16 protein-coding genes and 1 pseudogene are annotated in these 23,213 nt (G+C 72.0%); 8 read left to right on the top strand and 9 right to left on the bottom strand.

The features are described 5' to 3' along the window. Positions 1-28 precede the first annotated feature (28 nt). Positions 29-1,021, bottom strand: coding sequence for a magnesium/cobalt transporter CorA (corA, locus tag OYE22_RS04785; protein WP_277323981.1), 993 nt, complete (start codon positions 1,019-1,021; stop codon positions 29-31). 64 nt (positions 1,022-1,085) lie between these two features. Here corA and OYE22_RS04780 point away from each other — a divergent pair, with 64 nt between their 5' ends. The 4 genes from OYE22_RS04780 to mshC all read left to right on the top strand — a co-directional run bounded on the left by OYE22_RS04780 (position 1,086) and on the right by mshC (position 4,706). Next, positions 1,086-1,787, top strand: coding sequence for a histidine phosphatase family protein (locus OYE22_RS04780; protein WP_277319236.1), 702 nt, complete (start codon positions 1,086-1,088; stop codon positions 1,785-1,787). A gap of 148 nt (positions 1,788-1,935) precedes the next feature. Continuing rightward, positions 1,936-2,526, top strand: a complete 591-nt coding sequence (locus OYE22_RS04775) for a DUF3090 domain-containing protein (RefSeq protein WP_176164842.1) — start codon at positions 1,936-1,938, stop codon at positions 2,524-2,526. Next, positions 2,490-3,380: an SCO1664 family protein gene (locus OYE22_RS04770; RefSeq protein WP_277319235.1), complete on the top strand. Its 891-nt coding sequence runs from the start codon at positions 2,490-2,492 to the stop codon at positions 3,378-3,380. Before OYE22_RS04775 ends, OYE22_RS04770 begins: the two co-directional genes overlap by 37 nt. A gap of 96 nt (positions 3,381-3,476) precedes the next feature. Next, the gene (gene mshC / locus OYE22_RS04765) at positions 3,477-4,706 is read left to right on the top strand and encodes a cysteine--1-D-myo-inosityl 2-amino-2-deoxy-alpha-D-glucopyranoside ligase (protein ID WP_277319234.1); all 1,230 of its coding nucleotides are present in this window, start codon (positions 3,477-3,479) and stop codon (positions 4,704-4,706) included. Positions 4,707-4,819: 113 nt separating this feature from the next. Here mshC and OYE22_RS04760 read toward each other — a convergent pair whose 3' ends face one another. The 6 genes and pseudogenes from OYE22_RS04760 to OYE22_RS04735 all read right to left on the bottom strand — a co-directional run bounded on the left by OYE22_RS04760 (position 4,820) and on the right by OYE22_RS04735 (position 12,571). Beyond that, the gene (locus tag OYE22_RS04760; protein ID WP_277319233.1) at positions 4,820-6,067 is read right to left on the bottom strand and encodes a PAC2 family protein; all 1,248 of its coding nucleotides are present in this window, start codon (positions 6,065-6,067) and stop codon (positions 4,820-4,822) included. Between the two features lie 252 nt (positions 6,068-6,319). Then, a pseudogene (locus tag OYE22_RS04755) lies at positions 6,320-6,997 on the bottom strand (hypothetical protein); the annotation flags it as partial. A 314-nt stretch (positions 6,998-7,311) separates the two neighbouring features. After that, positions 7,312-8,913 carry a glycerol-3-phosphate dehydrogenase/oxidase gene (locus OYE22_RS04750; protein WP_277319232.1) on the bottom strand — a complete coding sequence of 534 codons (1,602 nt, stop codon included), beginning with the start codon at positions 8,911-8,913 and terminating at the stop codon, positions 7,312-7,314. 2 nt (positions 8,914-8,915) lie between these two features. Continuing rightward, on the bottom strand, positions 8,916-10,475 hold the full coding sequence (gene glpK / locus OYE22_RS04745; protein ID WP_277319231.1) for a glycerol kinase GlpK: 1,560 nt from the start codon (positions 10,473-10,475) through the stop codon (positions 8,916-8,918). A 36-nt stretch (positions 10,476-10,511) separates the two neighbouring features. Further along, the gene (locus tag OYE22_RS04740) at positions 10,512-11,309 is read right to left on the bottom strand and encodes an MIP/aquaporin family protein (RefSeq protein WP_277319230.1); all 798 of its coding nucleotides are present in this window, start codon (positions 11,307-11,309) and stop codon (positions 10,512-10,514) included. A 497-nt stretch (positions 11,310-11,806) separates the two neighbouring features. Continuing rightward, positions 11,807-12,571, bottom strand: coding sequence for an IclR family transcriptional regulator (locus tag OYE22_RS04735; RefSeq protein ID WP_277319229.1), 765 nt, complete (start codon positions 12,569-12,571; stop codon positions 11,807-11,809). 266 nt (positions 12,572-12,837) lie between these two features. On the opposite strand from OYE22_RS04735, the gene metH reads away from it, so the two are divergent. From metH to OYE22_RS04715, 4 genes are all read left to right on the top strand, one after another. Further along, positions 12,838-16,347, top strand: coding sequence for a methionine synthase (metH, locus tag OYE22_RS04730; protein WP_277319228.1), 3,510 nt, complete (start codon positions 12,838-12,840; stop codon positions 16,345-16,347). 427 nt (positions 16,348-16,774) lie between these two features. After that, a complete protein-coding gene (locus OYE22_RS04725) occupies positions 16,775-17,503 on the top strand; it encodes an HAD family phosphatase (RefSeq protein WP_277319227.1) in 729 nt (242 codons plus the stop codon). 622 nt (positions 17,504-18,125) lie between these two features. After that, the gene (locus tag OYE22_RS04720) at positions 18,126-19,730 is read left to right on the top strand and encodes an ABC transporter substrate-binding protein (RefSeq protein ID WP_277319226.1); all 1,605 of its coding nucleotides are present in this window, start codon (positions 18,126-18,128) and stop codon (positions 19,728-19,730) included. A 67-nt stretch (positions 19,731-19,797) separates the two neighbouring features. Further along, positions 19,798-21,384, top strand: coding sequence for an ABC transporter substrate-binding protein (locus OYE22_RS04715; RefSeq protein WP_277319225.1), 1,587 nt, complete (start codon positions 19,798-19,800; stop codon positions 21,382-21,384). 86 nt (positions 21,385-21,470) lie between these two features. Here the strand turns inward: OYE22_RS04715 and OYE22_RS04710 are convergent, their stop codons facing one another. Both OYE22_RS04710 and OYE22_RS04705 read right to left on the bottom strand, forming a co-directional pair. Continuing rightward, the gene (locus tag OYE22_RS04710; RefSeq protein ID WP_176164854.1) at positions 21,471-22,142 is read right to left on the bottom strand and encodes a response regulator transcription factor; all 672 of its coding nucleotides are present in this window, start codon (positions 22,140-22,142) and stop codon (positions 21,471-21,473) included. Positions 22,143-22,156: 14 nt separating this feature from the next. Beyond that, the gene (locus OYE22_RS04705; RefSeq protein WP_277319224.1) at positions 22,157-23,056 is read right to left on the bottom strand and encodes a PD-(D/E)XK nuclease family protein; all 900 of its coding nucleotides are present in this window, start codon (positions 23,054-23,056) and stop codon (positions 22,157-22,159) included. Positions 23,057-23,213: the final 157 nt, after the last annotated feature.

Below are 23,213 nucleotides of genomic sequence, written 5' to 3'. Positions count from 1 at the left end.
CCGCCACCGGCCCCGGCGCCGCCCGGCCTCACAGCCAGCCGCGCCGCTTGAACAGGCGGTGCAGCACGACCATCGAGACCACCAGCAGCGCGAGCACGGCCGGATAGCCCCACTCCTGTTGCAGCTCGGGCATGTGGGCGAAGTTCATGCCGTAGATCCCGGCGACCATGGTGGGCACGGCGGCCATCGCGGCCCACGCGGAGATCTTGCGCATGTCGTCGTTCTGCCGCACGCCCATCTGCGCCAGGTGCGCCGCGAGGATGTCGGACAGCAGCCGGTCCAGGTTGTCCACGTGGTCGTTGGTGCGCGTCAGGTGGTCGCTGACGTCGCGGAAGAACGGCTGCGAGTGGCGGTGTACGAAGGGGACGGTGGCGCCCGCGAGCCGCGCCATCGGCTCGGTGAGCGGAGCGGTGGCCCGCCGGAACTCCAGGACCTTGCGCTTGAAGGCGTAGATCCGGCCGGCCGAGTCGCTCCTGCCCGCGCCGTCCGGCGAGAAGACCTCGGCCTCCAGCGCGTCCAGATCGGTGTGGAGCGCGTCGGCGACCTCCAGGTAGTGGTCGACGACCGCGTCCGAGACGGCGTACATCACCGCCGTCGGGCCGTGTTGCAGCACGTCCGGGGCTCGCTCAAGGCGGGTGCGCACGGTGCCGAGCGGGTTGGCCTCGCCGTGCCGTACGGTCACCACGAAGCAGTCGCCGATGAAGATCATCACCTCCCCGGTGATCACCGCCGTGGTGTCCTCGTCGTACTGGATCGGCTTGAGCACCAGGAACAGCGAGTCGTCGTACACCTCCAGCTTGGGCCGCTGGTGGGCGCGCAGCGCGTCCTCCACGGCCAGCGGGTGCAGCCCGAACTCGCTGGTGACCTGGTCGAACTCGGCCTCGGTCGGCTCGTACAGGCCGATCCACAAGAACGCGTTACCTCTCGCCCGCGCCTCCTGGATGGCGTCGGAGAAGTCGGCGGGCCCAGGGGTGCGGCGCCCGTCGCGGTAGATGGCACAGTCCACGATCACCCCGGGAATTCTTCCCGCCCTGCGTCAGATATGCATGGTGAGTGCCCGCGAGGCAGGTCGTACGCTTTCAGGCATGCCCACGCTGATCCTGATCCGGCACGGCCGGTCCACCGCCAACACCTCGGGAGTCCTCGCCGGCTGGGCGCCCGGTGTGACGCTCGACGGGCGGGGCCTGGCCCAGGCCGCCGGCCTGCCCGCACGCCTGGCGGAGCTGCCGCTGGCCACCGCCGTGTGCAGCCCGCTGCCGCGCTGCCAGGAGACGCTGGCGCCGCTGGTCGCCGCCCGCCCCGACCTGCGCGTACACACCGACGAGCGGATCGGTGAGTGCCACTACGGCGACTGGACCGGACGCAAGCTCGCCGAGCTGGCCGGCGAACCGATGATGGAGGTCGTGCAGCGGCACCCGTCGGCGGCCGAGTTCCCCGGGCCCGACGGCGAGACGATGCGGGGCATGCAGAACCGGGCCGTGGAGGCGGTGCGCGACTGGAACGCCCGGGTCGCCGCCGAGCACGGCGAGGACGCCCTGTACGTCATGTGCTCGCACGGCGACATCATCAAGTCGCTGGTCGCCGACGCCCTCGGCATGCACCTCGACCTCTTCCAACGGATCTCCGTCGAGCCCTGCTCGGTGACCGCCATCCGCTACACCCGGCTGCGCCCCTTCCTGCTCCGGCTCGGCGACACCGGCGACCTCGCGGGGCTCGCCCCGCGACCGGACGAGGAGCAGGGCGCGAGCGGGGACGCCGCGGTGGGGGGTGGCGCGGGGGCACCGTGATCTCCGCGCGCAGTAGGGTGGTTCCGCGCATGAGACCGTGGTCCTGGCAGTGAGGACGGCGGACTCAGCGGCCCACCGCGGCCGGGCCGCACCGGGCCGCCGCAGCACCACCGCAAGCCGAACCGTCGAGCAAAACTGGAGCAGGACGTTGTCCCGTCAGGTGTTCCTCTATGACCCGCCGGACCGCTTCGTCGCCGGTACGGTCGGGCTGCCTGGCCGCCGTACCTTCTTCCTGCAGGCGACGGCGGCCGGCCGCACCACCAGCGTCGCGCTGGAAAAGGCCCAGGTCGAGGCGTTGGCCGAGCGGATCGACGAGCTGCTTGACGAGGTCGTGCGGCGCACCGGGGGCAACGCGCCGGTGCCGGCCGTCGCGCCCGCCGAGATGACCGACACGGCGCCGCTGGACGCCCCGGTCGAGGAGGAGTTCCGGGTCGGCACCATGGCGCTGGCCTGGGACGGCGAGGAGCAGCGCATGGTGGTGGAGGCGCAGGCCCTCGTCGAGCTGGAGGCCGACACCGACGAGGACCTGGCCGAGGCCGAGGAACGGCTGCTGCAAGACGATGTGAACGGGCCGCCGATGCTTCGGGTGCGGCTCACCGGCACCATGGCCCGGGCGTTCGCCAAGCGCGCCCTGGAGGTCGTCAACGCGGGTCGCCCGCCGTGCCCGCTGTGCAGTCTGCCGCTCGACCCGGAGGGACACGTATGCCCGCGCCAGAACGGCTACCGCAGGGGGGCCTGACGCCCCGGCCGGTGGCGTCCGCGACTCCCTCGGCGGGGGACGCGCCGTCGCCGCGCGAGGTGCTGGCCGCCGGCGAGCTGACGGTGCGCGGCCAGGTGACCGACGCGTCCAACGCCGTGCTCTGGTGCACGGTCACCCACCGTGGGCGGAGCCTGGAGTGCGTCTACAAGCCGGTGGCGGGCGAACAGCCGCTGTGGGACTTCCCCGACGGCAACCTCGCCCGGCGCGAGGTCGCCGCGTACGAGATCTCCGAGGCCACCGGGTGGGGCCTGATCCCGCCGACGGTGCTGCGCGAGGGCCCGTACGGCGAGGGGATGTGCCAACTGTGGATCGAGACCGCGGACGGCGACAGCGACAGCGACAGCCCGGGCCCGCGACTGCTCGCGCTCGTCGAGGGTGGTGAGCCGGGACCTGGCTGGAAGGCGGTCGGTCACGCGGACGTGGGGCAGGGGCGCACCGCGCTGCTCGTGCACGCCGACGACCCGCGGCTGCGGCGGCTCGCGGTGCTCGACGCGGTCATCAACAACGGCGACCGCAAGGGCGGACACCTGCTGCCCACGGCGGACGGCGCGGTGTACGCCATCGACCACGGGGTCACCTTCCACGCGCAGGACAAGCTCCGCACGCTGCTGTGGGGCTGGGCGGGGGAGCCGCTGCCCGAGGAGGCCCGTCAGGTCCTACGGCGACTTTCAGCCGACCTGGCCGACTCTCGGCCGCTGGCCGCCCGCATGGCGGAGCTGATCACCACGGCCGAGCTCGACGCGCTGCGCGGCCGAATAGCCGATCTGCTGCGGAGCGGCAAGCACCCCGAACCCAGCGGCCAGTGGCCCGCGATCCCCTGGCCCCCGGTCTGACGCAGCACGTCGGGGGCCGGTCGGCAAGACCGCCTATCGCGCCAAGACACCCGAACCGGTTCGTAGCCGGATGCCGCGTCCGGTTACGCTCATGTCATGTATGCCTGGCCCGCTTCTGAGGTTCCCGCCCTGCCCGGCAAGGGCCGCGACCTCCGGATTCACGACACCGCGACCGGAGCGTCGATAGCCATCGACCCCGGCCCCGTCGCCCGTATCTACGTCTGCGGCATCACGCCGTACGACGCCACCCACCTGGGACACGCGGCGACCTACAACGCGTTCGACCTCGTTCAGCGCGTGTGGCTCGACACCAAGCGGCAGGTGCACTACGTCCAGAACGTCACCGACATCGACGATCCCCTGCTGGAGCGCGCGGTGGCCAACGGCGACGACTGGACCGCGCTCGCCGAGCGGGAGACGGCCCTCTTCCGCGAGGACATGACCGCCCTGCGGATTCTGCCCCCGCGCCAGTACATCGGCGCGGTCGAATCCATCCCGCGCATCGTCCCGCTGGTGGAGCGGCTGCGCGAGCTCGGCGCCGCCTACGAGCTGGAGGGCGACATCTACTTCTCCGTCGAGTCCGACCCCGCGTTCGGCGGCGTCTCGGGCCTCGACGCGCACGCCATGCGCCTGCTCTCCGCCGAGCGCGGCGGCGACCCGGACCGCCCCGGCAAGAAGAACCCGCTCGACCCGATGCTGTGGATGGCCGCCCGCCCCGGCGAGCCGAGCTGGGACGGGGCCTCGCTCGGTCCGGGCCGCCCCGGCTGGCACATCGAGTGCGTGGCCATCGCCCTCGAACACCTGGGCATGGGCTTCGACGTGCAGGGCGGCGGGTCCGACCTGGCGTTCCCGCACCACGAGATGGGCGCGTCGCACGCCCAGGTGCTGACCGGCGAGCACCCCTTCGCCAAGGCGTACGTGCACGCCGGCATGGTTGCCCTCAACGGCGCGAAGATGTCCAAGTCCAAGGGCAACCTGGTCTTCGTCTCCCAGCTCCGGCGCGACGGCGTGGATCCGGCCGCGATCCGGCTGGCGCTGCTCGCGCACCACTACCGCGCCGACTGGGAGTGGACCGACGGCGTGCTGACCGAGGCGCGGGAGCGGCTGGACCGCTGGCGTGCCGCCGTCTCCCGCCCCGACGGCCCGCCGGCCGACGACCTGGTCGACGAGGTGCGCGCGGCCCTGGCCAACGACCTCGACGCGCCGGCCGCCCTCGCGGCGGTGGACCGTTGGGTCGAGCGCCAGGCCAGCGCGGGCGGCACGGACGAGGGTGCGCCCGGCGTGGTCTCGCGCGCCGTCGACGCGCTCCTGGGCGTGGCGCTGTAGCGGCCGCCACCACCGCGACGTGCGGGGAGGGCGGGTGGTGGGCCACGGCCCACCACCCACCCTCCCCGCTTCGGTCTAGCGCTCGCTCGCCCGGGCCGGGGCGCGGACCGGGCTCAGGCTCCCCGGTCCTCGTCGGACCCGCCGGGCTCGTCGCCCGCGTCCCCGTCGGGCCCCCGCTCGGGCTTGTCCGCCCGGCCCTCGCCTTCCTCGGTCCGCTCCGCCTCGCCCGCCGTGCGGTCCTCGGCCTTCTCGTCCTCCGCGTGACGCTCGGCCCGCTCGGCCTTCCCGGCGTCCTCGCGCCGTGGCTTCTCCCCGCCCGCCGGTCGGCCGTCGCCGGTGGCGGCGGCCCCGTCCGACCCGGCCTTCGCCGCGTCGGAGGACTCCTCCCGGGGTTCGTCCCGGGGCTCGTCCCGCGCGGTCGACCTGGCCGGGCGCGCCCGGCCGCTGCCGGGGTCGCGCAGATAGGGGTCGCGACTGTCGGCGACGCCGGAGTCGCTGGCGTGCCCACCGGGCCCCGGCTGCCCGTCCCGGCGCCGCAGGTAGCGTTCAAACTCCCGCGCGATGGCCTCGCCGGACGCCTCCGGCAGCTCCGCCGTGTCGCGCGCCTCCTCCAGCGACTGCACGTACTCGGCCACCTCGCTGTCCTCGGCGGCGAGCTGGTCCACGCCCAGTTGCCAGGCCCGCGCGTCCTCCGGCAGCTCGCCGAGCGGAATGCGCAGCTCCAGCAGGTCCTCCAGCCGGTTCAGCAGCGCCAGCGTGGCCTTCGGGTTGGGCGGCTGTGAGACGTAGTGCGGCACGGCCGCCCACAGGCTCACGGCCGGGACACCGGCATGCGTGCACGACTCCTGGAGGATGCCGACGATGCCGGTCGGCCCCTCGTAACGGGACTCCTCCAGGTCGAGGCTGCGGGCCAGATCCGGGTCCGAGGTCACGCCGCTGACCGGCACCGGCCGGGTGTGCGGGGTGTCGCCGAGCAGTGCCCCGAGGACCACGACCATCTCCACGCCCAACTCGTGCGCGAAGCCCAGGATCTCGTTGCAGAACGAGCGCCAGCGCATGCTCGGCTCGATGCCCCGCACCAGCACGAGGTCGCGCGGCTTGTCGCCGCCGGTCCGCACCACCGAGAGCCTGGTGGTCGGCCACGTGACCTTGCGCACCCCGCCGTCCAGCCACACGGTCGGCCGGTTGACCTGGAAGTCGTAGTAGTCCTCGGCGTCGAGCGCCGCGAAGACCTCGCCCTTCCACTCCCGGTCCAGGTGCCCGACCGCGGTGGAGGCGGCGTCTCCGGCGTCGTTCCAGCCCTCGAAGGCACAGATCATGACCGGGTCGATCAGCTCGGGAACCCCCTCAAGCTCGATCACCCAGCGCCTCCTTCCGACCGGGGTGGTCGGGTGACCCCGCCGGTTCCAGTTCCGTTGCGTGCGGCCCCAAGCCTACGGCTTCCCCCGCCCTGCCCCGCAGCCCCTGGGTGCCCATCACGTTCAGCTCGTGGCGTGGCGCCCGCGCCCGGCTCGGCGCGCGCCCCGCCCGTCGCCGAGCGGCGGCCCCGGCTTCCGCATCGCCCCGGCGGCCCCAGGCCACCGGGGCGGCCGCGACGGGGAACTGTCCGCCCGTCAGGGCCGGCCGGGCGGCGCGGCCGTGGGCCGGCCGGGCGCGCACCCGGGCGCGGGGCGGCAGGTGCCCCAGTCGCGTCGGTAGGCGGCCCAGTCGGTCTCGGTGGCCGCGAAGTCGACGTACAGCGCGACCCCGAACCGCTCGCGGTGCCGGTCCACACGGGTCAGCCCCAGCCGGACGCCGCGCACGGCCGCGGCCACGGTCTCGGCGGCGGCGCGGTGGCCCGGGTCGTCGGTGTGGAAGAAGGGCAGCCCCATCAGCAGGTCGGTCCGCGCCGGGGTCACCTCGAGGGCCAGTTTCGTCTGGTGTGCGACGTAGCCCCCGTACAGGCTCTCCAGCGGCATCGCCGTGTCGTACGACATGACCGCGATCTGGTCGACGCGCCGGGCCACCTGTCCGAAGTACCGCTGGGACCACCACTTGGGGCGGCCGGTGAGGGCGCGGAGCACGGTGTGCGCGGCGGGCAGCGGGTCGATCTGGTGGGCGGCGACCGAGAGCACGCCGCCGCCCGCCCGCACCACCGGCCGGGCCCGCTCCAACAGGCGCAGGAGGTCCGCGTTGCCCGAGTGCGCCGGCTCCAGGTCCAGGTGGACGCCGTCGAACCCGGCGGCCAGCACCTGCCGGGCGCTGGCGACCACGCGCGCGCGGGTGGCGGCCCGGTCCAGTCGCATGCCGTCCTCACCGCCGTATGGGCCGCCAGCGCCGCAGCCGGCGCCAGCCAGCGCGGCAGGCCGTCACCGCCGCTCGCCACCGGCCTCCCGCCGGGCGGCGTCGCGGCGCGGCCCACCACCCCCGTAACCGACCCCACCACGCGCCCAACGCGGCCGAACCTCGCAACGACCCACCCCCCCGTGTCGTCGCGTCATCGTACGACCGGGCGCGCCGTGACACGGTGGACAGTGCGGGCAGTGCGGGCAGTGCGAACAGCGCGGAGGGGAGGGGCCCCAGGCGGAGCCCCTCCCCTCTCACGACTCGGTACGAGCGCCGGGTGTCAGCGGCGCAGCAGCTCCTCGACCCGGGCGCGCACCTCGTCGGTGTCCAGGCCGCGGATGGTCAGCGTGGTGCGGCGGCGCAGCACGTCGTCCACGGTCTCGGCCCACTCGTGGTCGCGGGCGTAGACGGCCTGGGCCCAGATCTCCGGCCCGTCCGGGTGGATGCGCTCGCCGAGCGCCGGGTCCTCGGCGACCAGGCGGGCGATCTCGAAGGACAGCGAGCCGTAGTGGGTGGCGAGCTGACGGGCCGTGAGCGGGTCCATCCGCACGCCGGGTTCGCGGTCCACCAGGAGGCGGTGCGCGACGGCGTTCGGGTTGGCGATGCCGGGCAGCGGCACCCGGCGCGGGAGCTGGGACAGCGGCTCCATGTCGTCGGCGAGCGCGCCGCCGGGCAGCTTGGCCAGCTTGTTGATGACGGTGCGGCCGATGTGCCGGTAGGTGGTCCACTTGCCGCCGGCCACCGACAGCATGCCGCCTCGGCCCTCGGTGACGACCGTCTCGCGCTTGGCCGACTCGGTGCCCCCGGGCCCGCCGGGCAGCACCCGCAGGCCCGCGTAGGCGTAGGTGATCAGGTCGCGGGACAGGTGCTCGTCGCGGACCGAGAACGCCGCCTCTTCCAGGATCTGGTCGATGTCGGCGTCGGTGGCCCGCACCTGCCCCGGGTCGCCCTCGTACGCCTCGTCCGTGGTGCCGAGCAGGAGCTGGTCCTCCCACGGCAGGGCGAAGGTGATCCGGTACTTGTCGACCGGCGTGGACATGGCGGCCTTCCACGGCGCCTTCCGCTTGAGCACCACGTGGGCGCCCTTGGAGAGCCGGATGCTGGGGGCCGCGCCGGAGTCCTCCATCCGCCGCAGGTGGTCCACCCAGGGGCCGGTGGCGTTCAGGACTATGCGCGCGTTGACGCCGAACTCGGCGCCGTCGCGGCCGTCGCGCAGCTCGGCGCCGCTGACCCGGCCGTGCGTGAAGCGCAGGCCCGTGACCTCGGCGTGGTTGAGCACGACCGCGCCGGACTCGACCGCGGCACGCACGGTCATGACCGCGACCCGCGAGTCGTTCATCTGGTGGTCACCGAAGACGGCGACGGCCTTGAGGTTCTCGGTGCGCAGCGCCGGGTTGTCGGCGGCGGCCTTGGCGGGCGAGATGACCCGGCCGACGCCGTCGCCGAAGGCGGACAGCGCCGAGTAGGCGAAGACGCCGGCACCGAGCTTGGCGGCGCCGTGCGGGCCGCCCTTGTACACCGGCAGGTAGAAGGTGAGCGGGTTGACCAGGTGCGGGGCCACGTCCTTGGCCAGCACCCGCCGCTCGTGGTGGTTCTCCGCGACCAGCTTTACCGCCCCGGTCTGCAGGTAGCGCAGACCGCCGTGGACGAGCTTGGAGGAGGCGGACGAGGTGGCGCCGGCGAAGTCACCGGCGTCCACCATCGCGACCCGCAGTCCGGATTGCGCGGCGTGCCAGGCCACCGAGGTGCCCAGGATGCCGCCGCCGATCACCAGGAGGTCGTACGTCGCGCTGGACAGTCGGTCCCGGGTTTCGGCGCGGTCCTGTCGGGGACCGGCAGCCGGGTGCGTCCCGGGCTCGGGGACGCTCTGCAGGGTGGTCATGATTACTCCTCGTCCTCGATCCAGCCCATGGTCCGCTCGACGGCCTTGAGCCAGTTCTTGTACTCGCGGTCGCGTACGTCCGCTTCCATCCGGGGGGTCCACTCGGCAGCCCGTCGCCAGTTGGCGCGCAGGGCGTCGGTGTCCGGCCAGAAACCGACGGCCAGACCGGCGGCGTAGGCCGCGCCGAGTGCGGTGGTCTCGGCGACCATGGGGCGCACGACGGGCGCGTCCAGGACGTCCGAGATGGTCTGCATGAGCAGGTTGTTGGAGGTCATTCCGCCGTCGACCTTGAGCGCGGTCAGCTCGACGCCGGAGTCCTTGGTCATCGCGTCCACGATCTCGCGCGTCTGCCAGGCGGTGGCCTCGAGGACGGCGCGCGCGATGTGCGCCTTGGTGACGTACCGGGTCAGCCCGGCGATCACGCCGCGCGCGTCCGCCCGCCAGTAGGGGGCGAACAGGCCGGAGAAGGCGGGCACGACGTAGGCGCCGCCGTTGTCCTCGACGGAGCTGGCGAGTGTCTCGATCTCGGCCGCGCTGTTGATCAGGCCCATCTGGTCGCGCATCCACTGCACGAGCGACCCGGTGACCGCGATCGAGCCCTCCAGCGCGTAGACCGGCGCCTGGTCGCCGATCCGGTAACCGACGGTGGTCAGCAGGCCGTTGTACGAGTTGACCGGCGCGCTCCCGGTGTTCATCAGCAGGAACGTGCCGGTGCCGTACGTCGACTTGGCCTCGCCCTTGGCGAAGCAGGTCTGACCGAACAGCGCGGCCTGCTGGTCACCGAGCGCGGAGGCCACCGGAACGCCGGCCAGGGCGCCGCCGGTCGCGGTGCCGTAGACCTCGGCCGACGAGCGGATCTCCGGCAGCACGGCGGCCGGGATCTCCATCGAGGCCAGGATGCGCTCGTCCCAGTCCAGTGTGGACAGGTTCATCAGCATGGTGCGCGAGGCGTTGGTGACGTCGGTGACGTGCACGCCGCCGTCGGGGCCGCCGGTCAGGTTCCAGATGACCCAGGAGTCCATGGTGCCGAAGAGGATCTCGCCGGCCTCGGCCCGGGCGCGCAGGCCGTCCACGTTGTCGAGCAACCAGCGGATCTTGGGACCGGCGAAGTACGAGGCGAGCGGCAGGCCGGTCTCGCGGCGGAAGCGGTCGGGCCCGACGTTGCGGCCAAGCTCCTTGCACAGCGCGTCGGTGCGGGTGTCCTGCCAGACCAGCGCGTTGTGCACCGGCTCGCCGGTCTTCCTGTCCCACAGCAGCGTCGTCTCGCGCTGGTTGGTGATGCCGATGGCCTTCACGTCCGCGCCGGTGATGCCGGCCTTGGCGATCGCGCCGTCGGTGACCTCCTGGACGTTGGCCCAGATCTCGGCGCCGTCGTGCTCGACCCAACCCGGCTTCGGGAAGATCTGCTCGTGCTCCTTCTGGTCGACCGCGACGATGCGGCCGTCCCGGTCGAAGACGATGCAGCGGCTGGAGGTGGTGCCCTGGTCGATGGAGGCGATGAACGGTCCGTGGCCGTGCGAGGCGGCGCCTGGGGTGGAGGCGAAGTCCTGGGTGTCGGTCATGATGTGCGGCTCCTGCGTGATGACGTCGGTCGGGCTTTAGGCGAAGGCGAGTTCGTAGAGTCCGCCCCCGATGGCGCCGCCAGCAAGTGGGCCGACGACGGGAATCCAGGCGTAGCCCCAGTCCGAGCCGCCCTTGTTGGGCAGCGGCAGCAGGGCGTGCACGATGCGCGGGCCGAGGTCGCGCACCGGGTTGATGGCGTAGCCGGTGGGCCCGCCGAGCGAGAGGCCGAGGCCGACCACGACCAGGGCCGTCATCAGCGCACCGGTGCCGGAGACCGCCAGCCCCTCGGTCAGGCCCTGGGTGAGGATGGCGAGCACCAGGACGGTGGTGGCGATGATCTCGGTGGCCAGGTTCTGCACCGCGTTGCGGATCTCCGGGCCGGTGGAGAAGATGCCGAGCACCGGACCCGCCGCGGGGGCGGCCGACTGGTCCACCAGGCCCTCCTGGCCGCCCGTCTCGCCGATGACCTCGGGGTCGGTGAGGTGGGCCTGGAAGTGGCCGTAGTAGGAGACCCACACCAGGAGCGCGCCGATCATCGCGCCCAGGAGCTGCGAGGCGAAGTAGAGCGGCACGTCACTCCACTGGGTGCCACCCTCGCCACCCTTGATGGCCAGACCGACGGTCACCGCCGGGTTCAGGTGGGCGCCGCTGACGCCACCCGCGATGTACGCGCCGGTCAGCACGGCGAAACCCCACCCGAAGGTGATGGCGAGCCAGCCGGCGTTGAGCGCCTTGGACCGCTTGAGTGTGACAGCGGCCACCACGCCACCGCCGAGCAGGATCAGTACGGCCGTGCCGATGGTTTCGCCGATGAAGATGTCGGAGCTGGACACCCGCGACTCCTTTGTCGTTCGTCCAGGGGAGGGCGAACCCCGGGTCCCTTCCGGAGGTTCGCGCGCTCGGTGAGCGCGTTTTACCGGCCCGTGGCGTTGCCCACCATAGCGAATATTGTCGTTAGGTGTTCGACAATGCCGACCGGTGCACGGCAGTTTTCTCGACGCCGTCAACACCGTCAAGGTGCTGTGACCGAAAACTCGTCAGTAACTGACCGGGAAGTACGGGGTGCTTACCCGTCCCGCCCGCGCCCCACCCCACGACGGCCCGCCCCACCCGGTGAGAAGGGGGCGGACGGAGGCCGGAACGGGGTGGGGTAGCGGGCCAGAGGGAGAGGAGAGGAAGCGGAGGTCCGGGGGAGTAGAGGGGGCGGGGCATCAGACCCAAAGCGCTCGGCCCAGGGCACCCGGCCCATGACCCACGGCGTACGGCCCAGGCGCCCGGCCCAAGCCGTACGGACAGCCAGTTGGCGGCGTTGGACAGCCAGCCGGCGGCGTTAGAAGCGGCCCGCGCCCAGGTCGCGGGAGACGGCCCGGGCGCAGTCCCGCACCGCGGCGATCAGCTCCGGGCGCAGGCTGCCCTCCGGGCACACCCGCTCCACCGCGCCGGTGACGCCCACCGCGCCCACCGGCATCCGGCGGCGGTCGTGGATCGGCGCCGCGACCGACGCCACGCCGTCCCAGGTCTCCTCGACGTCGGCGGCCCAGCCGCGGGCGCGGATCAGGTCGAGCACGCCCTCGAAGTCGGCGGCCCCGGTCACCGTGCGCGGCGTGAAGGCGGTGCGCTCGCCCTCGACCGCCTCGGTGTGGGCCACCGGGTCGTACGCGGACAGCACCTTGCCCAGGGCCGTGCTGTGCAGCGGCTGCATCGCGCCCACCTCAAGGACCTGGCGGCTGTCGTCGGGCCGGAAGACGTGGTGCACGATGAGCACGCCCTGCTGGTGCAGCACGCCCAGGTAGACGCTCTCGCCACTGGAGCGCGCGAGGTCGTCCGCCCACACCAGGGCGCGGGCGCGCAGTTCGTGCACGTCCAGGTAGCTGTTGCCGAGCCGGAGCAGCTCCGCGCCCAACTGGTAGCGTCCCGACGCCGGGTCTTGCTCGACGAAGCCCTCCTGCTGGAGGGTGCGCAGGATGCCGTGCGCGGTGCCCTTGGCGAGGTCGAGCGAGGCGGCGATGTCGGACAGGCCGAGCCTGCGCTCGCCACCTGCCAACAGCCGGAGCATCGCCGCCGCGCGCTCCAGCGACTGGATGGTCCGCGCCATCGCGCAACCTCCTCGGGGACTCGGGGACCTCGATGGTTCAACCATCTGTGGTTCGACAATGCTGAACACTATCGGCCCATGCCGACCTCGGGATACCAGATCACCGGGCGCGCGGACTCGCGGGACGGCCCGCCACGCCCCCTCGCGCCGTCCCGCACAGCGGGACGTCCGGCGCCACTTCGACCCTGAGGGCTAGGCTTGCCGGGTGCGCCTTCCACCGGAAGACGCAAAGCCGACAGCCGTCGCACCTCAGGGAGAGCACACCCATGGCCTCGCACAAGCCATCGCCCACTGTCAGCTCCGACCGCGTCCACGCGCTGCGCGAGGCCCTCGCCACCCGGGTGGTGGTCGCGGACGGCGCGATGGGCACGATGCTTCAGGCGCAGGACCCCAGCCTCGACGACTTCGAACAGCTCGAAGGCTGCAACGAGATCCTCAACATCACCCGCCCCGACATCGTGCGCAGCGTCCACCAGGAGTACTTCGCCGTCGGCGTGGACTGCGTGGAGACGAACACCTTCGGCGCCAACCTCTCGGCGCTGGGCGAGTACGACATCGCTGACCGGATCTACGAGCTCTCCGAGGCGGGCGCCCGCATCGCCCGTGAGGTCGCCGACGAGTTCGCGGCCGACGGCCGGCCCCGCTGGGTGCTCGGCTCGATGGGCCCCGGCACCAAGCTCCCCACCCTCGGACACGCCCCGTACGAGGCGCTGCGTGACGCGTACCAGCAGAACGCCGCCGGTCTGATCGCGGGCGGCGCGGACGCCCTGCTGGTGGAGACGACCCAGGACCTGTTGCAGACCAAGGCCTCCGTCATCGGCGTCAAGCGCGCCCTCGCCGAGGCCGGCGTGGACCTGCCGCTGCTCGTCCAGGTCACCGTCGAGACCACCGGCACCATGCTGCTCGGCTCCGAGATCGGTGCCGCGCTGACCGCCCTCGAGCCGCTCGGCATCGACATGATCGGCCTCAACTGCGCCACCGGCCCCGCCGAGATGAGCGAGCACCTGCGCTACCTGGCCCGGCACGCCCGCACCCGGGTGTCCGCCATGCCCAACGCCGGCCTGCCGGTCCTCGGCAAGGACGGCGCGCACTACCCGCTCACGCCCCCCGAGCTGGCCGACGCGCACGAGGTCTTCGTCCGCGAGTACGGGCTCTCGCTGGTGGGCGGCTGCTGCGGCACCACGCCCGAGCACCTGCGACAGGTCGTGGAGCGGGTGCGGGACATGACGCCCACCGAGCGCTCCCCGCGCCCCGAGCCCGGCGCCGCCTCGCTTTACCAGACCGTCCCCTTCCGCCAGGACACCTCGTACCTGGCGATCGGCGAGCGGACCAACGCCAACGGCTCCAAGAAGTTCCGCGAGGCCATGCTGGACGGGCGCTGGGACGACTGCGTGGAGATGGCCCGCGACCAGATCCGCGAGGGCGCCCACCTGCTCGACCTCTGCGTGGACTACGTCGGCCGGGACGGCGTCGCCGACATGCGCGAGCTGGCCGGCCGCTTCGCCACGGCCTCCACGCTGCCGATCGTGCTGGACTCCACCGAGGTGGACGTCATCCGCGCCGGCCTGGAGAAGCTGGGCGGACGCGCGGTGATCAACTCGGTCAACTACGAGGACGGCGACGGGCCCGACTCCCGCTTCGCCCGCGTCACCGCGCTGGCCCGGGAGCACGGCGCGGCGCTGATGGCGCTGACCATCGACGAGGAGGGCCAGGCCCGCACCGTCGAACACAAGGTCGCGGTCGCCGAGCGGCTCATCGAGGACCTCACCACCAACTGGGGCATCCGCGAGTCCGACATCCTCATCGACTGCCTGACCTTCACCATCTGCACCGGGCAGGAGGAGTCCCGCAAGGACGGCGTCAACACCATCGAGGCCATCCGCGAGCTCAAGCGCCGCCACCCGGACGTGCAGACCACGCTCGGCCTGTCCAACATCTCCTTCGGCCTCAACCCGGCCGCCCGCATCGTGCTCAACTCGGTCTTCCTCGACGAGTGCGTCAAGGCCGGCCTGGACTCGGCCATCGTGCACGCCTCGAAGATCCTGCCGATCGCCCGGCTGGAGGAAGAGGAGGTCAAGACCGCCCTCGACCTCATCTACGACCGGCGCTCGGAGGGCTACGACCCGCTGCAGAAGTTCCTCGAACTCTTCGAGGGCGCCACCACCAAGTCGCTCAAGGCGGGCCGGGCCGAGGAACTGTTGGCCCTGCCGCTGGACGAGCGGCTCCAGCGGCGCATCATCGACGGCGAGAAGAACGGCCTGGAGGCGGACCTCGCTGAGGCCCTCACCTCCCGCCCGGCCCTGGACATCGTCAACGACACGCTGCTCGCGGGCATGAAGGTGGTCGGCGAGCTGTTCGGCTCCGGCCAGATGCAGCTCCCCTTCGTGCTGCAGTCCGCGGAGGTCATGAAGAGCGCCGTGGCCTACCTGGAGCCGCACATGGAGAAGTCGGACGCGGAGGGCAAGGGCACCATCGTGCTGGCCACCGTGCGCGGCGACGTCCACGACATCGGCAAGAACCTGGTGGACATCATCCTGTCCAACAACGGCTACAACGTCGTGAACCTGGGCATCAAGCAGCCCGTGTCGGCGATCGTGGACGCCGCGCAGGAACACCGGGCCGACGTGATCGGCATGTCGGGGCTGCTGGTGAAGTCCACGGTGATCATGAAAGAGAACCTGGAGGAGCTGAACCAGCGCCAGCTGGCCGCGGACTTCCCGGTCATCCTCGGTGGCGCGGCGCTCACCCGCGCCTACGTCGAGCAGGACCTGCACGAGATCTACGAGGGCGAGGTCCGCTACGCCAGGGACGCCTTCGAGGGGCTGCGGCTGATGGACGCGCTGATCGCCGTCAAGCGCGGCGTGCCCGGCGCCGCCCTGCCCGAGCTGCGCCAGCGCCGGGTCGCCAAGCGCACCGTCGAGGTCAACGAGCCCGAGCCGGAGTCCGGCCCGGTCCGGTCGGATGTGGCCACCGACAACCCGGTGCCCACCCCGCCGTTCTGGGGCACCCGCGTCGTCAAGGGCATCCAGCTCGTCGACTACGCCTCCTGGCTGGACGAGGGCGCGCTGTTCAAGGGCCAGTGGGGGCTCAAGCAGGCGCGTACCGGCGACGGTCCGACGTACGAGGAGCTGGTGGAGACCGAGGGCCGGCCCCGGCTGCGCGGCTGGCTGGACAAGCTGCTCACCGAGAATTTGCTGGAGGCGGCCGTGGTCTACGGCTACTTCCCGTGCGTCTCCAAGGGCGACGACCTGGTGCTGCTGCACGAGGACGGCACCGAGCGCACCCGGTTCACCTTCCCGCGCCAGCGCCGGGGCCGCCGGCTGTGCCTGTCCGACTTCTTCCGGCCCGAGGAGTCGGGGGAGCGGGACGTGGTCGGCCTCCAGGTCGTCACGGTCGGCTCGAAGATCGGCGCAGCGACGGCCGAGCTGTTCGAGGCCAACTCCTACCGCGACTACCTGGAGCTGCACGGCCTGTCCGTCCAGCTCGCCGAGGCGCTGGCGGAGTACTGGCACGCCCGGGTCCGTGCCGAGCTGGGCTTCGCCGGCGAGGACCCGGACTCGGTCGAGGCGATGTTCGACCTCAAGTACCGCGGCGCCCGCTTCTCGCTCGGCTACGGGGCCTGCCCCGACCTGGAGGACCGGGCGAAGATCGCGGACCTGCTCGAACCGGAGCGGATCGGGGTGAAGCTCTCCGAGGAGTTCCAGCTCCACCCGGAGCAGTCCACGGACGCGATCGTGATCCACCACCCGGAGGCGAAGTACTTCAACGCCCGCTGACCGCCGTCACCACCCCGCTCGCCCCCGCCGCCCCGTTCCGCGCCCCGCGCGGCCGGGGCGGCGGGCGTATGGGCGCGGGGTGGGGCGGTACGCGCACCGGCGGGGCCGGGTGGCCGGGCCTACGCGCGGCGGGCCGGCGGTACGCGTACGGGCGCGCTGGGGGTGGGCCGCTGGCCCGTGGGCGGGCCGTGGACTTATCGCGGGCCGCGGGAGCACGGCCCCGAGACCGGGCCCGGGCCTGCCAGGCGGGCCGTCACGGCGCGAGATATCCGAGGGCGCGGCTGGGGAGCCCGACGTACACTGGTCGGTCCGGTAGCAGCCGGTTGCCTTCCCTTGGGCGGAGGGTGACCGGCTCCTTTGCCCTCGTGGGGCGCTCCCGCCGCGTCGGGGGCGCCCCGCCGGGGCCTTTCGTTACGGAGGTGCATGGATGACCAGCAGCATCCCCGCTGTCGACGCGCGGCCAGACGAGGAGCGGGCCCCGGTCCTGGAGGGCGTCCTGCTCGACATGGACGGCACCCTGGTGGACACCGAGGGCCTGTGGTGGACGGCCGAGGCCGCGATCTTCGCCGAACTCGGGCATGTGCTGGACGAGGCGCACCGTGAGGTCGTCGTCGGCGGCCCCATGACCCGCAGCGCCTCCTACCTCATCGAGGTCACCGGCGCCGACATCGCGCTGGAGGAACTGATCACGCGGCTCAACACCCGCTTCACGGAGCTGATCGGGGGCAGCGTGCCGCTGCTGCCCGGCGCCCGGCGGCTGCTCATGGAGCTGACGGCGCACGGGGTGCCGACCGCGCTGGTCTCCGCCTCGCACCGGCGCGTCATCGACCAGGTCCTGCTGTCGCTGGGCCCCGAGCACTTCCGGCTCACCGTCGCCGGCGACGAGGTCGAGCGCACCAAGCCGCACCCGGACCCCTATCTGCTCGCGGCGGCCGGCCTCGGGGTCGACCCCGCGCGCTGCGTCGTCGTCGAGGACACCGTGACCGGCGTGAGCGCGGCGGAGGCCGCCGGCTGCCCGGTGCTCGCGGTCCCGTCGGTGGTCCCCATCGAGCCGGCGCCGGGGCGCACCGTGGTGCCCTCCCTCGAAGGCGTGGACCTCGCTTTTCTCCGCGCTTTGGTCAAGCCAATTGATCAAGAGAGGGCGGCCATTCCGTAAGCGGGCGGTCGCGGTTCGTATTCCGATTGCCGACTGAGCGTCATATTCGCCTGGCACAGCGCAAAGTGATCCCGGCTCAGATAAAGATGATCTTCCCGGATCGCGCAATGCGACTGCCCCAACTGGCCGCGCGGGCGCCGCACTTCACGCGGCGTCTGCGCACGGTAACCCGGCGGTCGCGACGGCGCTTACGGAAACCGCGTCCCGCATATGCGCTGAGTGCACACCACCCGTCGATGAATCGCTGATCGAATTCCGCTTGGCGCGGCCTTCCGTCCGCCGCGCGGTAAATGGCTGTCACGGCAGGCTCGGTTGCGTGATTTATCTCACTGAACGACCCGTCGACAGGTGACCGTTCCCTGTGCTGGTCGGTCGATTCGGCCGCTTTCTGCCGAGGTCTTGTGTCCCGTTTGGCGGCCTCTCGCACGAATCGTTCTGCGTTGCGTATATCCCCTGTCGAGGCAGCGCGATAACGCCGAGATATCGCCCCAACTACACCGCACTCCAGTAATGCTGGTGACGCCTACTAATGTCTCCCGGAGAACATCAGCACAACCCCGCGTAGCCCGCTGTCCAAACAACGGTGGGGCCTCGGGTTTCGATGGTAGGGAGACCCCCGAGAATGAACCGTAAGACGATGGTGTTGCCCGCGTTGGTGGGCCTGTTGACGTCTGTTCTCGCGGGCTGCGGGAGCGCGGACGGGGCCGGCTCGGACGGTGACGCGATCGTCGTGGGAAGTACGGATCTGATCGAGGCCACCGAGGCGGCGCCGGCGCCGCTCGATCCCGCCCAGGTATACGACGTCGGGTCGTGGGGCGTGATGCACAACGTCTTCCAGACCCTCATGCGCATGCCCAGGTCCGGCAGCACGCCGGTGCCTGACGCGGCGCGCAGTTGCGGGTTCCAGGACAAGCAGAGCGAGCAGTTCCGCTGCACGCTGCGCAAGGGGTTGACGTTCTCCAACGGGAACGAGCTGACCGCGCGGGACGTCGTCTTCTCCTTCGAGCGCATGCTGGCCATCGACTACGCGAACGGCCCCCAGTCGCTGATCAGCAACGTCGACAAGGTCGAGGCCGCCGGCGAGTTGGAGGTGGTCTTCCACCTCAAGTCGCCCGACGCCACCTTCCCGCACAAGCTCGCCACGCCGGCCACCGCCCTGGTCGACAGCGAGGACTACGCCAAGAACAAGCTCAGGTCCGGCTTCGAGATGAGCGGCTCGGGCCCGTACGAGGTGAGCGTCGAGACCAGCGAGAACCGGCTGACCAAGGCCGTCTTCACCAAGAATCCGAAGTACCAGGGCGCGGTCGAGGTGGGCAACAGCAAGGTCGAGATGCGGTTCTTCCCCGACGCCAAGGCGATGGAGAGGGCGCTCAACGAGGGCGACATCAGCGCGCTCAACCGCACCCTGAGCCCGGAGCAGATCGTGCGCCTGCGGGACAAGGGCCAGGGCGACGTCAAGCTCACCGAGTCCTCGGGCCAGGAGATTCGTTACCTCGCCTTCAACACCGACGCCCCCGGGGTGCGCGACAAGGCCGTGCGCAAGGCGATGGCCCAGCTCGTCGACCGGCAGGCGCTGGTGCGCGACGTCTACCAACGCACCACCGTGCCGCTGTACTCCCTGGTGCCGACCGGCACGTCGGCGCACACCAACTCCTTCCACAACACCTACGGCGACCCCAGCGTCAGCAAGGCCCGCGAGATCCTGCGCGACGCCGACGTGAGCACCCCGGTGAAACTGACCCTCACCTACTCCTCGGACCACTACGGGCCGGCGTCCGCCAAGGAGTTCCAGGCGCTCCAGCGGCAACTGAACGACAGCAAGCTGTTCCAGGTGAAGATCCAGGACGTGCCCTGGACGAAGTTCCGCCCGGCCGCGGCCAAGGGTGAGTACGCCGCCTACGGCATGGGTTGGTACCCGGACTTCCCCGACCCGGACAACTACGTCGCACCGTTCTTCGGCCCCGACAACTTCCTGGGCTCCCCCTACCGAAACACCACGATCGAAGATGTCCTGATCCCGCGCACCCGGCAGCAGGAGCAGCGCACCGTAGCGGTCAGGGACTTCCAGCAGGCGCAGGACATCATCGCGGACGAGGTGCCCGTGTTGCCGCTGTGGCAGGGGAAGCAGTACGTCGCCACCCGTGACGGCATCACCGGAGCGGAGTGGGCGGTCGACGACGCGGGCAAGCTCCGGCTCTGGGAGCTGGGCCGCGGAGTCAAGGGCTGATCGGGCCGGTGTCAGCGACGCCACCGGTTCCGAGGAATCATCCGAGGCAACCGTGAGGTAGGCGCGCGTGAGGAAACGGAACCAGTGGCTGGCGGCCCCACTCGTCGTGGGGCTCGCCGGCTCCCTGTTGGCGGGGTGCGGCTCGGACGGCGGGGCGACCGCGGGCACGGGCCAACGCGTGGTCATGGGCATGTCGGACCGGGTCTTATCCACCGACCCGGCCGCCGGCTACGACCCCGGCTCCTGGCTGCTGTTCAACAACGTCTTCCAGTCATTGCTGAGCTTCCCCAAGGGGAGCAGCACGCCACAGCCGGAGGCGGCCGAGTCCTGCGCCTTCCAGGACCGCACGAGCAAGGTCTTCCGCTGCACCCTGCGCGCCGGCCTGAGCTTCACCAACGGCAACGACCTCACCTCGAAGGACGTCAAGCACTCCTTCGAGCGCACGCTGGCCATCGGCCACCAGGACGGCCCCGCCGTCATGCTCTCCTCGATCGACCGCATCGACACGCCGGACGAGCGGACCGTCACCTTCCGCCTCAAGTCCCCGGACGCCACCTTCCCGCAGAAGATCGCCTCGGGTGCCGGCTCCATCGTGGACCACCGCGTCTACCCCAAGGACAGACTGCGCACCGACCCGCAGGCCGTCGGCTCCGGCGTCTACCGGCTGGACTCCTTCGACAGCGAGGAAGCCCGGTTCTCGGTCAACGGCGGCTACCGGGGCCCGGCCGAGCCGCGGAACTCCGGCATGACCATGAAGTTCTACAACGGCGACCAACCCGCCCTGGCCGCGGCGGTGCGCGGCGGCGACATCGACCTCGCCTACCGTGGCCTGGAGTCCGCCGCCGTCGCCAAGATCGCCACCCAGGCCGGCGGCGCCAAGGACCTCCAGGTCGTCGAGGGCACCAGCGCCGAGATCCAGCACCTGGTCTTCAACCTGCGCGACCGCGTCGCGGGACGGCGGGGCGTACGCCAGGCGGTGGCCTACCTCATCGACCGCAGCCTGCTGGCCCGCGACATCTACCAGCGCACCGTACAACCGCTGTACTCCACCGTCCCGGCCGGCATCACCGCCCACAAGACGCCGTACTTCGACCTGTACGGCGACCGCCCGCAGCGCGCCAAGGCCCGCGCGGCGCTGCGCGCCGACGGCATCACCGACAAGGTCCGACTCACCCTGTGGGGAACCCCGATCCGCTACGGCCCCGGCACCAACGCCGGCCTGCGCCTGATCGCCGAGCAGCTCAACGCCAGTGGCCTGTTCGAGGCCAAGGTGCGCAGCGTCGACTTCGACACGTACGAGAAGGCCATCAGCCGGGGCGAGTACGGCGTCTACGTCAAGGGCTGGGTCCCCGACTACCCGGACCCGGACAACTTCACGGCGCCGTTCTTCGGACCCGACAACGTGCTCGCCAACCACTACGACGCCGGCGAGATCACCTCGCGGTGGCTGCCGAGCACCGCGAGCCAGGTCGACCGCGCCGAGACCGTCGGCGACTTCGCCCGCATCCAGACCCAGGTCGCGAAGGACCTGCCGGTGATACCGCTCTGGCAGGGCAAGCAGTACGCGGTGGCCAGCGACGCCGTCACCGGCCTCCAGTGGACCCTGGACGCGTCCACGATCTTCCGCTTCTGGGAGATCGCCAAGACGGGCTGACCCCCGCCGGCTCCGTCCCACCGGCCGGCCTCGTCCCACCGGCCGGGGCCGGCCGGCGCACCGCTCGCCGGCGCGCCCCCGGCGACCTACTGGGCGCCGGGGCGGACCAGGCCGCTCTCGTACGCGTAGACCGCGGCCTGCACCCGGTCCCGCAGGCCCAGCTTGGTGAGCACGTGGCCCACGTGCGTCTTGACCGTCGTCTCGCTGACGAACAGGTCGGCGGCGATCTCCGCGTTGGACAGGCCGCGGGCCACCAGCTTCAGGACCTCGACCTCGCGGTCGGTGAGCGTGTGCAGCGTGTCGGGCACCGACTCCTCGCCCGAGGGCAGGTGGTCGGCGTACTTGTCCAGCAGGCGCCGGGTCACGCTCGGCGCCAGCATCGCCTCGCCCGCGGCCACCACCCGGATCGCCTGCACCAGCTCGTTGGCGGGCGCGTCCTTGAGCAGGAAGCCGCTGGCCCCGGCGCGCAGCGCCTCCACCACGTACTCGTCGAGGTCGAACGTGGTCAGGACCAGCACCTTCGCCGGGCCGTCCCGTCCGGGGCCGGTGATCTGCCGGGTCGCCTCCACACCGTCCATCCGGGGCATGCGGATATCCATCAGCACCACGTCCGGCTGCAGGGCCCGGACCTGGTCGAGGGCCTGGAGCCCGTCCCCGGCCTCCCCGACGACCGCGAGATCCTGCTCGGCCTCCAGGATCATGCGGAAGCCGGTACGCAGCAGCGGCTGGTCGTCGACGAGCAGAACGCGGATAGCCACGGGGGTCTCCTTCGCTAGACCCGCCCCATTCTGCCCTGACTCTCCGGGCCCGACTGCGCGGGGATGACCTGGAGCGGGTAGGGCGGGGGAGCGCCGCCGAACTCCGGGCACAACGCCTGGTGGTCACACCATCCGCAGAGCTTGGTCTGCCGCGGCTGCCAGTTCCCCGTCTCGGTCGCCTCCCGGATCGCGGCCCACAGCGCGAGCAGCTTGCGCTCGACCGCCTCCAGCTCCGCCGCCACCGGGTCGTAGGTCAGCACGTCGCCGCTGCCCAGGTAGACGAGCTGGAGGCGCCTGGGCACCACGCCGCGCAGCCGCCACAGCACCAGCGCGTAGAACGTCATCTGGAACAGCGCGTCGCCCCGGTACCGCGGCGCCGGCGCCCGGCCCGTCTTGTAGTCGACCACCCGCACCTCGCCCGTCGGCGCGATGTCCACCCGGTCGATGTAGCCGCGCAGCGTCAGGCCCGACTCCAGGGCCGTCTCCACGTACAACTCGCGCTCGGCCGGCTCCAGGCGCGTCGGATCCTCCAGCGTGAACCACCGCTCGACCAACTGCTCCGCCTCGCGCAGCCACCCCGCCAGCCGCTCCGGGTCCTGGCCGCCGTCCTCCGTCGCGAACAACTCGGCCAACTCCGGCTTGGCCGCCAGCAGCCGCTCCCACTCGCCGGGGACCATGGCCCGGGCCCGGGGCGCCGTGCGGTCCGCCGCCGGGGAGTCGAAGAGCCGCTCGAGGACGGCGTGCACCACCGTGCCCCGGGTCGCCGCCGCGCTGGGCTTCTCCGGGAGCTTGTCGATCACGCGGAAGCGGTACAGCAGCGGGCACCGCATGAAGTCGGCGGCCCGCGACGGCGACAGCGACGACGACAGCGGTGCCCGGGACGCCGCCCGCCCCGCCTTCTCCGTGGTTCCCATGTCGCAAGACTGTACGGCCCGGCACTGACACTCGCGGCAACCGCCGCGTCGCCGCGAGGGGCATCGCCAGCGCGCGGGGCGGGCAGGCGTGAGGTGGGCGCGGGGTCGGGCGCGGCCCGTCCGCCCGCGACGACGCCCACGAACGCCGGGGCCACCC

Source organism: Streptomyces sp. 71268 (assembly GCF_029392895.1).
GTDB lineage: Bacteria > Actinomycetota > Actinomycetes > Streptomycetales > Streptomycetaceae > Streptomyces.
This window is presented reverse-complemented; position numbering and strand designations above follow the sequence as displayed.

Coding starts and splice junctions, on each gene's coding strand:
- OYE22_RS04780 (WP_277319236.1), top strand. CDS start 1,086: ATGCCCACGCTGATCCTGATCCGGCACGGCCGGTCCACCGCCAACACC.
- OYE22_RS04770 (WP_277319235.1), top strand. CDS start 2,490: ATGCCCGCGCCAGAACGGCTACCGCAGGGGGGCCTGACGCCCCGGCCG.
- mshC (WP_277319234.1), top strand. CDS start 3,477: ATGTATGCCTGGCCCGCTTCTGAGGTTCCCGCCCTGCCCGGCAAGGGC.
- OYE22_RS04750 (WP_277319232.1), bottom strand. CDS start 8,913: ATGACCACCCTGCAGAGCGTCCCCGAGCCCGGGACGCACCCGGCTGCC.
- glpK (WP_277319231.1), bottom strand. CDS start 10,475: ATGACCGACACCCAGGACTTCGCCTCCACCCCAGGCGCCGCCTCGCAC.
- OYE22_RS04735 (WP_277319229.1), bottom strand. CDS start 12,571: ATGGCGCGGACCATCCAGTCGCTGGAGCGCGCGGCGGCGATGCTCCGG.
- metH (WP_277319228.1), top strand. CDS start 12,838: ATGGCCTCGCACAAGCCATCGCCCACTGTCAGCTCCGACCGCGTCCAC.
- OYE22_RS04725 (WP_277319227.1), top strand. CDS start 16,775: ATGACCAGCAGCATCCCCGCTGTCGACGCGCGGCCAGACGAGGAGCGG.
- OYE22_RS04720 (WP_277319226.1), top strand. CDS start 18,126: ATGAACCGTAAGACGATGGTGTTGCCCGCGTTGGTGGGCCTGTTGACG.
- OYE22_RS04705 (WP_277319224.1), bottom strand. CDS start 23,056: ATGGGAACCACGGAGAAGGCGGGGCGGGCGGCGTCCCGGGCACCGCTG.